The organism is Kocuria sp. KSNUG, from assembly GCF_049532735.1.
In the GTDB taxonomy this organism is placed as follows: Bacteria; Actinomycetota; Actinomycetes; order Actinomycetales; family Micrococcaceae; genus Kocuria; species Kocuria rhizophila.
The window spans coordinates 2,020,006-2,033,594 of sequence record NZ_CP150981.1 but is presented as its reverse complement, the minus strand read 5'-3'; the positions used below and the strand labels follow the sequence as shown (position 1 = coordinate 2,033,594).

Below are 13,589 nucleotides of genomic sequence, written 5' to 3'. Positions count from 1 at the left end.
CGCCCCGCCCCGCCACGACACACCCACAGACTTCTCAGGACGGATTCATGAACCTCCCTCACGCCACTGCACCGCAGCTGCCCACCAGCCGCTACGTGATCCCCGACTTCGAGGAACGCACCCCGTACGGCTACCGCCGCCAGAACCCCTACACCAAGCTGTTCGAGGACCGCATCATCTTCCTGGGCGTCCAGGTGGACGACACCTCGGCGGACGACATCATGGCGCAGCTGCTCGTGCTCGAGTCCCAGGATCCGGACCGGGACATCACCATGTACATCAACTCCCCGGGCGGCTCGTTCACGGCCATGACGGCCATCTACGACACCATGCAGTACATCCGCCCGGAGATCCAGACCGTGTGCCTGGGCCAGGCGGCGTCGGCGGCGTCCGTGCTGCTGGCCGGCGGCACCCCGGGCAAGCGTCTCGCGCTGCCGAACGCCCGTGTGCTGATCCACCAGCCCGCCATGGAGGGCCAGGGCGGCGGCCAGGCCTCGGACATCGAGATCCAGGCCAACGAGATCATGCGCATGCGCACGTGGCTCGAGGAGACCATGGCGCTGCACACCAACAAGGGGGTGGAGGAGATCAACCGCGACATCGAGCGCGACAAGATCCTCACCGCCAAGGAGGCGCAGGAGTACGGGATCATCGACCAGGTCCTGGACTCCCGCAAGATCAACAAGCCCTCCACGGTGACCCAGGCCTGACACGGCCTGCCACGGCGTGGAACGCGGCCACGGTGGGCACTCCGGTGCCCGCCGTGGCCGCGTCCCGTTCGAGCGCCGGTGGGGTGCCCGTGACGCCGCGGTGGTGATTGGGCGCACTGCCCGCCCCTCGCCTAGAGTGGTCCCAGCACCCGCCACGACGAACTGTGAGGCTGACACATGGCGCGCATCGGAGAGAGCGTTGACCTGCTCAAATGCTCCTTCTGTGGCAAGAGCCAGAAGCAGGTGCGCAAGCTCATCGCGGGCCCGCGCGTCTACATCTGCGACGAGTGCATCGAGCTGTGCAACGAGATCATCGAGGAGGAGCTCACCGAGGTCCCGGAGACGGACCAGACGGAGCTTCCGCGCCCGCAGCAGATCTACGACCACCTCCAGGAGTACGTGATCGGCCAGGAACCCGCCAAGCGGGCGCTGGCCGTGGCGGTGTACAACCACTACAAGCGCATCCGCGCCGGGGTCTGCGGGCACACGCTCGCGATTGCCGGAGCAGAGGGGGACGAGGAGGCCATCGAGGTGGCCAAGTCCAACATCCTCCTCGTGGGCCCCACGGGCTCGGGCAAGACCTACCTCGCGCAGTCGCTGGCCAAGAAGCTGGACGTGCCGTTCGCGGTCGCGGACGCCACGTCCCTGACGGAAGCCGGGTATGTCGGTGAAGATGTCGAGAATATTCTCCTCAAGCTCATCCAGGCCGCTGATTTCGATCTCAAGAAAGCGGAGCAGGGGATTATTTACATTGACGAGATCGACAAGATTTCTCGTAAATCGGAGAACCCCTCGATCACGCGTGACGTATCGGGCGAAGGGGTCCAGCAGGCGCTCCTGAAGATCCTCGAGGGCACCGTGGCCTCGGTGCCCCCGCAGGGTGGGCGCAAGCACCCCCAGCAGGAGTTCCTGCACCTGGACACCACCAACGTGCTGTTCATCGTGGCCGGTGCGTTCGCCGGTCTCGAGGAGATCGTGCAGCAGCGCACGGGCAAGAAGGGCATCGGCTTCGGCGCACCCATCAAGGACACCACCGAGGTGGACATCGCCGGGCAGGTGCAGCCCGAGGACCTGCTGAAGTTCGGGCTGATCCCCGAGTTCATCGGGCGCCTGCCCGTGGTGACCACGCTGTCCAAGCTCTCGGTGGCGGACATGGTCCGGATCCTCACCGAGCCCCGCAACGCCCTGGTCAAGCAGTACCGCAAGCTGTTCCAGCTGGACGGCGTGGAACTCACCTTCGACCCCCAGGCCCTGGAGGCCATCGCGGAGCTCGCGCTCGAGCGCGGCACCGGTGCCCGCGGCCTGCGGGCGATCCTCGAGGACATCCTCATGCCCGTCATGTTCGACCTCCCGGGCCGGGACGACATCGCCGCCGTGCTCGTGACCGAGGACGCCGTGGCCAAGATCGCGGACCCCGAGATCTTCACGCACGAGATGATCGAGGCCGAGCGGCGTCGCCACAAGTCAGCGTGACGCGCCGCACGAACCAACGAAAGGAACTCTCATGGCTGAGAAGCAGCACGTCGACTTCTGGTTCGACCCCCTGTGCCCGTGGGCGTGGATGACGTCCCGCTGGATGGAGGAGGTCGAGCGCGTGCGCGACGTGGAGGTGGACTGGAAGATCATCTCCCTGGGCATCCTCAACGAGGACAACCCGGACAACCACCACCACGGCCGGCAGGACTCCATGTGGCTCGTGCGCGTGGTCGAGGCCGCCGCGCAGCAGCACGGGGACGAGTACCGCAAGAAGCTCTACGACGCCATGGGAACGCGCCGCCACCCCCGCGGGATGGACAGCCTGGAGCAGATCATCACCGAGTCCCTCGCGGATGTCGGGCTCCCCGCGGAGCTCGCGTCCGCCAAGGACTCCACGGACTACGACGCCGCCCTGCGCGCCTCCACGGACGAGGCACGGGCCGTTGCGGGCAAGGACATCGGCACGCCCGTGATCGCCGTGAACGGCACGGGCTTCTTCGGCCCCGTGTTCACGCCCGCGCCCAAGGGCGAGGAGGCGGGGAAGATCTGGGACGGCACCCTGGCGCTGACGTCCTACCCCGGGTTCTACGAGCTCAAGCGCGGCCGCGAGAAGGGCCCCGACTTCAGCTGAGGTTCCTGACCCGTTCCGCAGACGGCGGGCCCCGGACGATGTCCAGGGCCCGCCGTCGTGGTTTCGGGGAACCGGGTCAGGCCTCCTCGGTCTGCTCCAGCTCCACGTCGCTCACGCTGAGCTCACCCTCGGCGGGGGAGAGCGTGAGGTCCGCGGCGTTGCCCGCGGCCTTGAGGTCCTCCAGCCCGGCCCGCACCTGCTCCAGCTGGGCCGCGGGGGCGCTGACCGTGGCGGAGAGCACCGCGGTGCGCTGCTTGACCTTGGCCTCGGACTTGGACTTGCGCAGCCCGGACAGGGCCTCGCCCACCACGGTGAGCACCTCGGGATCGCCCTCGGCCGCGAGGCTCGCGTAGCCTTCGGTCACGGGCCAGGACGCGCGGTGCACCGAGCCGGTGCGCCACCAGGACCAGACCTCCTCGGTGGCGAACGGGATGAACGGCGCGAAGAGCCGCAGCACGGTGTCCAGGGTGGTGGCCAGCGCGGCGTGCACCGACGCCTGGGCCTCGGCCCCGCGGGAACCGTAGGCGCGGTCCTTCACGAGCTCCACGTAGTCGTCCGTGAACGTCCAGAAGAAGGACTCGATCAGCTGCAGCGCCCGGGCGTACTCGTACTCCCGGAACGCGGCGGTCGCCCGCTCCACCACCGTGGCCAGCTGAGCCAGCAGGGAGCGGTCCAGGCCGTTGGTCACCACGGAGGCGTCCGTGCCGGAGCCCAGCACGGAGGCCTCGGTGACGCCCTGGGCCAGCACGAACTTGGACGCGTTGAGCAGCTTGATGGCCAGGCGGCGCCCGATCTTCATCTGCCCCTCGTCGTACGCGGTGTCCGCGCCCAGGCGCGCGGAGGCCGCCCAGTAGCGCACGGCGTCCGCGCCGTACTTCTCCAGCACGTCCGTGGGGACCACCACGTTGCCCTTGGACTTGGACATCTTCTTGCGGTCCGGGTCCAGGATCCACCCGGACAGCGCCGTGTTGGTCCACGGCACGGTGCCGGCCAGCGTCTCGGCGCGCACCACGGTGGAGAACAGCCACGTGCGGATGATGTCGTGGCCCTGCGGGCGCAGGTCCATGGGGAACGTCTTGGCGTGCAGCTCCTTGTCCACGCCCCAGCCCGTGGCGATCTGCGGTGTCAGGGAGGAGGTGGCCCAGGTGTCCAGCACGTCCGGGTCCGCCATGAACCCGCCGGGCTGGTCCCGCTGCTCCTCGGTGTAGCCCGGAGCGGTGTCCGCGGCCGGGTCCACCGGCAGCTGCTCGGGGGAGGGCAGCACGGGGTGCTCGTAGTCCGGCTCGCCGGAGGCGTCCAGCGGGTACCAGACCGGGAAGGGCACACCGAAGAAGCGCTGGCGGGAGATCAGCCAGTCACCGTTGAGGCCCTCGATCCAGTTCTCGTAGCGCGAGCGCATGAAGGAGGGGTGCCAGGCCATCTCGCGGCCGCGCTGGATCAGCACCTCGCGGCGCTCGGCGTCCCGGCCACCGTTGCGGATGTACCACTGGCGGGAGGTGACCACCTCGAGGGGCTTGTCGCCCTTCTCGTAGAAGTTCACCGGGTGCATGATCTTCTTCGGCTCGCCGTCCAGGTCACCGGACTCGCGCAGCATGTCCACCACGGCCTTCTGCGCGGAGAACACGGTCTTGCCGGCCACCTCCGCGTAGCGCTCGGCGGGGGCGCCGTCCGCGATCCACTCGGGCTGCTCCGCCTGGAAACGGCCGTCACGTCCGATCAGGGCGCGGGTGGGCAGGTCCAGCTCACGCCACCACGTGACGTCCGTGAGGTCGCCGAACGTGCAGATCATGGCGATGCCAGAGCCCTTGTCCGGCTTGGCCAGCGCGTGCGCCTTGACCTCCACCTCCACGTCGAACAGCGGGGAGCGCACGGTGGTGCCGAACAGGTGCTGGTAGCGCTCGTCGTCCGGGTGGGCCACCAGGGCCACGCACGCGGGCAGCAGCTCGGGGCGGGTGGTCTCGATGAACACCTTCTCCCCGTCCGGGCGGTGGAACGAGACCCGGTGGTAGGCGCCCTCGCGCTCCCGGTCCTCGAGCTCGGCCTGGGCCACAGCGGTGCGGAAGGTGACGTCCCACATGGTGGGCGCCTCGGCCATGTAGGCGTTGCCGGCCTCGTAGTCCTTCAGGAACGCAAGCTGCGAGACCTTGCGGGAGTGCGCGTCGATCGTGCGGTAGGTGCGGTTCCAGTCCACGGACAGGCCCAGCGTGGAGAACAGGTGCTCGAACACCTTCTCGTCCTCCACGGCGAGCTCCTCACACAGCTCGATGAAGTTTTGACGGGAGACCACGTCCCAGTCCCGCTGGTTCTTGGCGGGCTTCTCGGGCGGGCGGTAGCCCTCCACGTACGGGCGGCCGGGCTCGCAGCGCACGCCGTAGTAGTTCTGCACGCGGCGCTCGGTGGGCAGGCCGTTGTCGTCCCAGCCCAGCGGGTAGAACACGTTCTTGCCGCTCATGCGCTGGAAGCGTGCGATCACGTCCGTCTGCGTGTAGGAGAACATGTGTCCCACGTGCAGGGAGCCGGACGCCGTGGGCGGGGGAGTGTCGATCGAGTACACGGACTCCCGGTCCGTGTCCTCGCGGAACACGTAGGTCCCGTTCTCGCGCCACTGCGCGGCGTACTTCTCCTCCAGACCCTCCAGGGCCGGCTTCTCGGGAACGCTCACCGTGGCGGTGGTCGCTGCGTGGTCGGGGGTCTCGGGCGTGTCTGTACCCGTCATCTCGTGTGCCATGCGCCCAGTCTCTCACGGGGTTTTTCCCGGCTTCGAATCCCCGGGGGACGACGCCGCCCGATCTCCAGGGCGCGTCAGGGCCCGTCCCCACGGTCGGCGGCAGGCACCAGCGTGACGTTGTCCGGCCCCGCCCCCGGGAACGCCCGCGGGCCCGCGGGCCCGCGGACCCGGCCGGGCGGCGTCGTGCTCCGTAGACTGCGGGGCATGACGCAGAACACGGAATCGGCATACGGCACCCCCGGTACGGCGGGGGCGGGCAAGGTGGCGGTGGTCTCGGGCGCGAGCACGGGGATCGGCGAGGCCACGGTGCGGCGGCTGCGCGCGAGCGGGTGGACGGTGTACGCCGTGGCCCGGCGGGCGGAGCGGCTCGCGGAACTCGCGGAGCAGACCGGGGCGATCGCCGCGCCCACGGACGTGACCGATCAGGGGCAGGTGGACGCGCTGCGGGACCGCGTGCTCGCCGAGCAGGGGACCGTGGACGCGGTGCTCAACATCTCCGGCGGGGCGCGCGGCACGGACTCCGTGGCGGACGCGGACCCGGAGGGCTGGCAGTGGATGTACGAGGTCAACGTGCTGGGTACCCTGCGGGTCACCCGCGCGTTCCTGCCCGCGCTGCGAGCCAACGGGCGGGGCACAGTGCTGAACCTCACCTCCCTGGCCGCGATCCGTGCGTACGAGGGCGGTGCCGGGTACAACGCCGCGAAGTACGCCGAGCGCGCGATGACCGAGGCGCTGCGGCTGGAGGAGGCCGAGCACAACGTGCGGGTCGTGGAGATCGCGCCCGGACTCGTGCACACCCCCGAGTTCTCCCTCAACCGCCTGGGCGGGGACCAGGCCGCCGCGGAGAAGGTCTACGCGGGTGTGGCCGAGCCGCTCACCGGCGAGGACGTGGCGGAGGTCTGCGCGTTCGCGGTGGAGCTGCCGCACCACGTGAACATCGACACGCTGACCCTCAAGCCCGTGGCGCAGGCGGCACCGCACAAGGTGATCCGCGCCACCTCCTGACCCGGGGTCCCGCGTGGCGGCGGGGAAGGTGCTGAGTGGCACGGACAGCCCACTTGCGACCAGTCGAGCGGGTGAATTAGGTTAGGCAAGCCTTATCAAATTCACCGCTCGAGGAGAGCCCATGTCCCGCGACTCGTCCCAGCCCCACCGCCAGCTCAGCCGCCGCACCCTGCTCGGCTCCGGCCTGGCCCTGACCGCCCTGGTGGGGCTCACGGCGTGCTCCACCGGCTCCCGGGACGGCGGCGGCTCGGACGCGGCACCGGGGGCCTCGGCGTCCTCCACTCCCACCGACACGTTCCCCGTGACCGTGAAGCACGCTCTGGGCTCCACCAGCGTGGAGAAAGCCCCCGAGCGCGTGGTGTGCGTGGGCGCGAGCAACACCCAGGACTTCGTGGCCGCGCTCGGCGTGGTTCCCGTGGGCATGACCAAGGTGGCGTGGGGCGGCAACGACAAGGGCTCCACCGACTGGTTCGACGCCAAGGTCTCCGACCTGGGCGGGACGGCGCCTCAGACCATGGACGAGTCCGACGGCGTGAACTTCACGGAGATCGCCCAGCTGAGCCCCGACCTGATCATCGCCGTGAACTCCGGGGTCACCCAGGAGGAGTACGAGCGCCTGACCAAGATCGCCCCCACGGTGGCCTACCCCACGGGCCCGTGGGTGAACTCGTGGCAGGACATGCAGCGGGTGACCGCCCAGGCCCTGGGGCGCTCCCAGGCCGGCAACGAGCTGATCTCCCAGACCGAGGAGCTCATCCGCACCCGCTCCGAGGAGCTCGGCGACGCCCAGGGCAAGAGCTTCATCTACGGGGACGTCTCCCAGGCCCTCGGCTTCTACGGCCCCTCGGACGGCCGCCCCCGCTTCTTCACCGAGCTCGGCCTGACCCTGGCGCCCGTGGTCACCAAGAACGTCTCCGAGAAGGAGTTCTGGCGCGAGTGGCCCAAGGAGCGCGCGGACGAGCTCGAGAGCGACCTCTTCGTGGCCGCGGCCGAGGACGACGCCCAGGCGGAGAAGTTCCGCACCGACTCCGTGCTCAAGACCATCCCGGCGATCGCCGCCGGCCACGGGCTGTTCCTGACCACCAAGCAGGACGTGCTCTCGGGCTACTCGTCCTCGCCGCTGTCCATGCCCCACGCCCTGGACACCCACGTCCCGGCGATCAAGAACGCCCTGGGGGCCTAGCCTCCGTGCCCGCCAGCACCTCCCTCACACGCCCCGGCGCCACCGCCGGTGCCCACGCCCCGGACTCCCGCGCGGGGCGCCCGGGGCGCCGGGTCCTGCCGTGGCTCGTCATGGCGGTCGTCCTCCTCGTGGCGGTGGTCCTGTCCATCTCGTGCGGCTCCCGTCCGATCGACCTCGCGAGCACGTGGCGTGTGGTGCCGCAGGTCTTCGGCGGTGATCCCGGCGCCGTGCCGGGCGTGCCCCCGCTCGACGGCGCCGTGGTGGAGTCCCGTGTGTGGCGCACCGCCGCCGGGGTGCTCACCGGGGCGGCCCTGTCCGTGGCGGGCGCCCTGCTGCAGGGAGCCACCCGCAACCCGCTCGGCGATCCGGGGATCCTGGGGCTCACCGCGGGGGCGTCCTTCGCGGTGGTGACGGGTGGCGCGCTGTTCGGGCTGTCGGGTGTGGCGAACCAGCTGTGGCTGGCCGCGCTGGGCTCGGCCGTGGCCATGGTCGCGGTGTACGGGCTGGCCACTGCCGCCCGCGGCGGGGCGCGTCCCGTGACCCTGGCCCTCACGGGCGCGGCCGTGTCCGCGGGGCTCACCGCGCTCACGAGCGCGATCCTGCTGAGCCACCAGGCCACGTTCGACACCTTCCGGCGCTGGCAGGTGGGAGAGCTCACCCGCCCGGACGGCACGTTCCTGGTGGCGGCCACCCCCGTGGTCGTCGTGGGTCTCGTGCTCGGGTGGTGCCTGGCCCGCTCCCTGGACACCCTCACGCTCGGGGACGCCCTGGGCCGGGGGCTCGGAACCCACCCGGCCCTGACCCGCGGGCTGGTCGGTGTGGCCGTGGTGCTGCTTGCGGGCACGTCCACCGCCCTGGTGGGCCCGCTCGTGTTCTGCGGGCTGCTCGTGCCCCACGCCGTCCGCGTGGTCGTGGGAGTCTCCTACCAGCGGGTGATCCCGGCGTGCCTGCTCGCGGGGCCGGCCATCGTGCTGCTCGCGGACGTCGTGGCCCGCGTGCTGGTCCCGGACCGGGAGATCCAGGTGGGGATTGCGCTCGTCGTGATCGGCGCCCCGGCCCTCGTGGCCGTGCTGCGCGGGAAGACGGTGGCGGCATGAGCGCGGCACTGCAGCTCCCGTCCCGCGCGGAGACGGTCGACGCCGTCCGCTCGGGCCGTACCCGCACGCGTCGCCGCACCCGGCGGGTCACCCTTCTGCTGCTGCTCGTGCTGGCCGTCGCGTCCTTCGCCCGGGTCGCACTCGGCAAGTACGTGGTGGCGGTTCCGGACCTGCTCGCGGTGCTGGCCCACGACTACGAGGGTCCGGCGGACTACATCGTGTGGCAGATCACCCTGCCCCGCACGGTCCTGGGAATCCTCACGGGCACCGCCTTCGGACTCGCGGGCCACCTGTTCCAGCGCGTGCTGCGCAACCCGCTGGCCTCCCCGGACATCATGGGCGTCTCCTCCGGCGCGGGACTCGGTGCGGTGGTCGCGATCACCGCGGGACTGTCCGGGGCCGCGGTGACGGTCAGCGCGCTCGTGGGAGGCTTCGGTCTCATGCTCGCGGTCATCCTCGCCGCCGGGGGCACGCACGCGAGCATCGGCAAGCTCGTGCTCACCGGCGTGGCCGGGGGCGCCCTCACCGGGGCGGCCATCAACGGCGTGCTCACCCGCGCGGACATCTACGCGGCGCAGGACGCGATGCAGTGGCTCACCGGTTCGCTCAACGCCGCCTCGTGGCAGGACATCGCGCAGGTGGGGCTCTGCCTGCTCGTGCTGCTGCCCCTGTGCGCGGTGCTCACGCCCGCCGTGGACGCCCTCGGTACCGGGGATGCGCTCGCCGCTGGGCTGGGCGTGCGGGTGCAGGGCGTGCGGCTCACGGCCCTGGCGCTCGCGGTGACCCTGGTGGCCGTGGCCGCGGCCACCGTGGGGCCCGTGGCGTTCGTGTCCTTCATGGCCGCGCCCATCGCGCGCGGCATCGGTGGCGGCGCCGGGCACGCGCACCACGCGGCCCTCGTGGGTGCGGTGCTCATGGTCGTCTCGGACTACGTGGCCGCCGAGGCGTTCCCGAACCTGGCACTGCCCGTGGGCGTGGTCACCGCGGCCACCGGCGCCCCCGTGCTGCTGTGGCTGCTCATCGGACGAGGAAAGGCGGAGGCATGAACCCCGAGGACAAGCTCAGGGACACCGCGGCGGGCCCGCGGCACGATGCCCGGCCCGCAAAAGCGGCGAGCGCCGCGCGGACCGGCCGGGCGGCCTCGTCCGAGGTGGCCGTGCGCGGACTGCGGGCGGGCTACGGCGGCGCGTCCGTGCTCACGGACGTGGATGTCACGTTCCCCGCGGGGCGCGTCACGGCGCTCGTGGGCGCCAACGGCTGCGGCAAGTCCACGCTGCTCCGCACGTGCGCGCGCCAGCTGGCACCCACCGCCGGAGAGGTGCTCGTGGGCGGAGAGGACGTCCGCGGCTGGCACCGCACCCGTTTTGCGCAGACGGTGGGCTTCCTGCCGCAGGACCCCGTGGCGCCGGAGGGCGTGAGCGTGCGGGAGCTGGTCTCACGCGGTCGCCACCCGCACCGCGGGGCCTTTGGGCGCTGGCGCGCGGAGGACGACGCCGCCGTGGCAGAGGCGCTCGAGCTCACCGGTCTGTGCGATCTCATGGACCGCCACGTGACGGACCTCTCCGGAGGCCAGCGACAGCGCGTGTGGATCGCCCTGGCCCTGGCCCAGCAGACCGAGGTGCTGCTGCTGGACGAGCCCACCACCTACCTGGACATCGCCCGGCAGGTGGAGATCCTGGACATCCTGTGCGAGCTGCAGCGTGCCCGGGGGATCACCCTGGTGATGGTGCTGCACGAGCTGTCCCTGGCCGCGCGCTACGCGGACGTGCTCGTGGCCATGAAGGCCGGCGAGGTGGTGGCCCGCGGTGGTGCGGTCGAGGTCATGACCGACGAGGTGGTCGGTCGCGTGTTCGAGATGGCCGCCCGCGTGCTGCACGATCCCGTGACCGACGCCCGCGTGGTGATCCCGCTGTCGGCGGGCCGGTCGCGAGCCACGGGGACGGCTGAGGCCGAGACCCCGGCGGATGCCGCGGCCGGAACGGCGGCTCGGACGGCGGCCGGACCCACGTCCGGGCCACGGACCGGGACGGCCCGGCCGCACCCGGACGTCCGGGACGAGAACGAGGAGAACGGGGAGGTGCCCGCATGACCCAGCTGGCGTGCGTGGACGCCACGGTCACCCGGCGCGAGGAGCTCAGCGAGCACCTCGTTCGGGTGCACGTGGCGGGGGAGCAGCTGAGGACCATGCCGTGGGGTGAGCAGGGCCCCGGGCCCCGAGCGGACTCCTACGTCAAGGTGCTCATCCCGCCCGGCGGTGGCGCGGTGGACGTGGACGTCGCGGACATGGCCCGCTGGCGCCGCGAATTCATGGCCGCCCCGCGCGAGGAGGCCGGCTGGATGCGCACCTACACCGTGCGGGACGCCACCACGGTGGAGCTCGCGGGGGAGCGGGTGCCGGAGCTCGCGATCGACGTGGTGCTGCACGGGGACCCTGAGCACGGCATGGGCCCGGGAGCCGCGTGGGGCGACACGGTCCGCGCCGGGGACTCCGCGCGGCTGCTCGTACCCTCCGGCGACTCCGCGTGGTGGGCGGCATGGGATGACGGCCGTGCGGCCGGTCAGGACGTGGTGATCGCGGGGGACGAGACAGCCCTGCCCGCGATCTCCGCGATCGTGGACGGCGTGGAGCAGCGGGTCCGGGTCAACCGCCCGGCGGGCGGGGCATACGAGCCCCCGCGCTCCATCACCGTGGCCGTGGAGGTCCCCGAGGAGGTCGACGCCGTCCCGGGTGCGGGTCCGCGGGCACTGGCCCGGGCGGCGTCGTGCGACGAGCACGGCGCCCACCGCGTGGTCCTGGACGGCGGCACCGAGCTGGTCTGGACCTGGCTGCCCCGCGGCACCCGCGAGCGCAACCTGGCCCTGGAGCTGTGGCTGTGGGAGCGGCTCGCGGAGCATGCCCGCCGGTACTGGGCGGTGGGCCACACGGAGCTGGCCTCGTGGCAGGACGAGTCCGAGTTCGTGTGGGCCACGGCGCGCCCCGAGGGCCGCGGCACGTACTGGTTCCTCGCGGCGGAGTCCTCGGCCGTGAAGTCCATGCGCCGGATGTGCGTGAGCGGCGGGGTGCCCAAGGCGGACATCTCGTTCATGGGCTACTGGAAGCAGGGCGCCGCGACCGAGTGAGGCCCGTCCGGGGGAGTGTGACGCCCCGTGACGGCCCGGGTACGAGGGCACGGACCCGCACGTAGCATGGCGGTTTCCGTTCCGCCGTCGCCTCAGGAGTGCCCCGCCCATGACCTACCCCCTGGGTCTGAACCTCACCGGCCGCCGGGTGCTCGTGGTGGGTGCCGGGCCGGTGGCCGCGCGCCGGGTGCCCGCGCTGCTCACCGAGGGTGCGGCCGTCGAGCTCGTGGCTCCGGACGCGCACGAGGACCTGCGGGCGCTCGCCGAGGCTGGGGAGCTGACATGGCACCGCCGGGGCTTCCGCCCCGAGGACGTGGCCGGCGCGTGGCTCGTGCTGGCCCACACGGACTCGCCCGCCGTCCAGGACCTCGTGACCCGCACCGCCGAGCAGCACCGGGTCTTCTGCGTCAAGGGTGGCGACGCCGCGGCGTCCAGCGCGTGGGTCCCGGCCGTTGCTCGCGCGCACGGGGTCACGGTGGCCGTCAACGCGGGCGGCGACCCACGCCGGGCCAAGGCCGTCACCGCGTGGATCGCGGCACGCCTGGAGACCGGGGAGATCCCGGTCAGGCCGCGGCGCTCGCGGGAGGGCGCATCGTTGCCAGGAGGGACCGACGGGCCCGCGGCCCCCAGCTCCGCGGGCCTGTCCCCGCACCACGGCGGCCCTGTGGCGCCGGGCCCCCGCCCTGGCCGGGCTGACGAGACATGCATCGGCGACGTCCCTGCGCAGCTCGGTTCCCGGTCCAGCGACCACCTCGAACCGGACGCCCAGCAGCCGGGAACCGTGGCCCTCGTGGGCGGTGGACCGGGGGACCCCGGGCTCCTCACTGTGCGGGGCCGCCACCTTCTGGCTGGCGCGGACGTGGTGGTCGCCGACCGGCTGGGCCCCACGGACCTGATTCCGGTGCTCGCGGAGCACGCGGAGATCATCGACGTGGGCAAGCGCGCCGGCTACCACAAGGTCACGCAGGACCGCATCAACCAGACGCTCGTGGACCAGGCGCGGGCGGGGCGCCGGGTGGTGCGGCTCAAGGGTGGGGACCCGTACGTGTTCGGCCGCGGCGGGGAAGAGGTGGAGTTCTGCCACGCCCACGGGATCGCCACCGAGGTGGTCCCCGGGGTCACCTCCGCGATCGCCGTGCCCGCGGCCGCCGGGATCCCCGTGACGCACCGGGACATGGCCCACGGCTTCACGGTCATCACCGCCCACGAGGAGCTGCGCCACGTCCCGTACCGCGAGGGGCACACCCTGGTCCTCATGATGGGGGTGCGGGGACTCGCGCGCACAGCGGAGACGCTGCTCGCCGCGGGCTACCCCCGGGACCTGCCCGTGGCCGTGGTGGAACGCGGTTGGACCCCCACCCAGCGCAGCACGCTCGCGCCGTTGGTGGACATCGCCCGCACGGCGGCGGAGCGCGGGGTGCGGGCGCCGGCCGTGATCCTCGTGGGGCGGGTCGCGGAACTCGGACGCACCGACCCGAAAACCTGACCGCGCCCGTGGGCCGCCGCGGACACCTGCTGCAAGCGGCCCCGGGTTCGTGGTGCCGGGGCCCACGCTGAGGGGCATCTCCCGGCACCGGTGGGGACGACGCCGCCCGGCGCGCTACCATGGTCTCGTGCGCCTCGTGCGCGCGGGCGCTGA

Annotated in this window: 11 protein-coding genes; 10 read left to right on the top strand and 1 reads right to left on the bottom strand. The window is 72.1% G+C overall.

Going from position 1 to position 13,589, the window contains the following annotated elements; all coding sequences use genetic code 11:
* The first annotated feature begins 47 nt into the window (after positions 1 to 47).
* The 3 genes from AABM36_RS08860 to AABM36_RS08850 all read left to right on the top strand — a co-directional run bounded on the left by AABM36_RS08860 (position 48) and on the right by AABM36_RS08850 (position 2,817).
* Positions 48 to 710, top strand: a complete 663-nt coding sequence (locus AABM36_RS08860; RefSeq protein WP_121240865.1) for an ATP-dependent Clp protease proteolytic subunit — start codon at positions 48 to 50, stop codon at positions 708 to 710.
* Between the two features lie 177 nt (positions 711 to 887).
* Positions 888 to 2,183, top strand: a complete 1,296-nt coding sequence (gene clpX, locus AABM36_RS08855; protein WP_121240862.1) for an ATP-dependent Clp protease ATP-binding subunit ClpX — start codon at positions 888 to 890, stop codon at positions 2,181 to 2,183.
* Positions 2,184 to 2,214: 31 nt separating this feature from the next.
* Positions 2,215 to 2,817 carry a DsbA family protein gene (locus AABM36_RS08850; RefSeq protein ID WP_423445858.1) on the top strand — a complete coding sequence of 201 codons (603 nt, stop codon included), beginning with the start codon at positions 2,215 to 2,217 and terminating at the stop codon, positions 2,815 to 2,817.
* A gap of 76 nt (positions 2,818 to 2,893) precedes the next feature.
* On the opposite strand, the gene valS is transcribed toward AABM36_RS08850, so the two are convergent.
* The gene (gene valS, locus AABM36_RS08845; protein WP_423445856.1) at positions 2,894 to 5,545 is read right to left on the bottom strand and encodes a valine--tRNA ligase; all 2,652 of its coding nucleotides are present in this window, start codon (positions 5,543 to 5,545) and stop codon (positions 2,894 to 2,896) included.
* A 204-nt stretch (positions 5,546 to 5,749) separates the two neighbouring features.
* Here valS and AABM36_RS08840 point away from each other — a divergent pair, with 204 nt between their 5' ends.
* The 7 genes from AABM36_RS08840 (at position 5,750) to cobA (ending at position 13,436) form a co-directional block, all read left to right on the top strand.
* The gene (locus tag AABM36_RS08840) at positions 5,750 to 6,550 is read left to right on the top strand and encodes an SDR family oxidoreductase (RefSeq protein WP_423445854.1); all 801 of its coding nucleotides are present in this window, start codon (positions 5,750 to 5,752) and stop codon (positions 6,548 to 6,550) included.
* A gap of 121 nt (positions 6,551 to 6,671) precedes the next feature.
* Positions 6,672 to 7,733 carry an ABC transporter substrate-binding protein gene (locus AABM36_RS08835; RefSeq protein ID WP_423445852.1) on the top strand — a complete coding sequence of 354 codons (1,062 nt, stop codon included), beginning with the start codon at positions 6,672 to 6,674 and terminating at the stop codon, positions 7,731 to 7,733.
* Positions 7,734 to 7,738: 5 nt separating this feature from the next.
* Positions 7,739 to 8,830: a FecCD family ABC transporter permease gene (locus AABM36_RS08830; protein ID WP_124109819.1), complete on the top strand. Its 1,092-nt coding sequence runs from the start codon at positions 7,739 to 7,741 to the stop codon at positions 8,828 to 8,830.
* Positions 8,827 to 9,876, top strand: a complete 1,050-nt coding sequence (locus tag AABM36_RS08825) for a FecCD family ABC transporter permease (protein WP_423445849.1) — start codon at positions 8,827 to 8,829, stop codon at positions 9,874 to 9,876. The genes AABM36_RS08830 and AABM36_RS08825 overlap by 4 nt, the downstream gene beginning before the upstream one ends.
* Positions 9,873 to 10,919, top strand: a complete 1,047-nt coding sequence (locus AABM36_RS08820; protein WP_423445847.1) for an ABC transporter ATP-binding protein — start codon at positions 9,873 to 9,875, stop codon at positions 10,917 to 10,919. The genes AABM36_RS08825 and AABM36_RS08820 overlap by 4 nt, the downstream gene beginning before the upstream one ends.
* A complete protein-coding gene (locus AABM36_RS08815) occupies positions 10,916 to 11,950 on the top strand; it encodes a siderophore-interacting protein (protein ID WP_121240848.1) in 1,035 nt (344 codons plus the stop codon). The genes AABM36_RS08820 and AABM36_RS08815 overlap by 4 nt, the downstream gene beginning before the upstream one ends.
* Positions 11,951 to 12,059: 109 nt before the next feature.
* Positions 12,060 to 13,436, top strand: coding sequence for a uroporphyrinogen-III C-methyltransferase (gene cobA / locus AABM36_RS08810; protein ID WP_121240846.1), 1,377 nt, complete (start codon positions 12,060 to 12,062; stop codon positions 13,434 to 13,436).
* Positions 13,437 to 13,589: the final 153 nt, after the last annotated feature.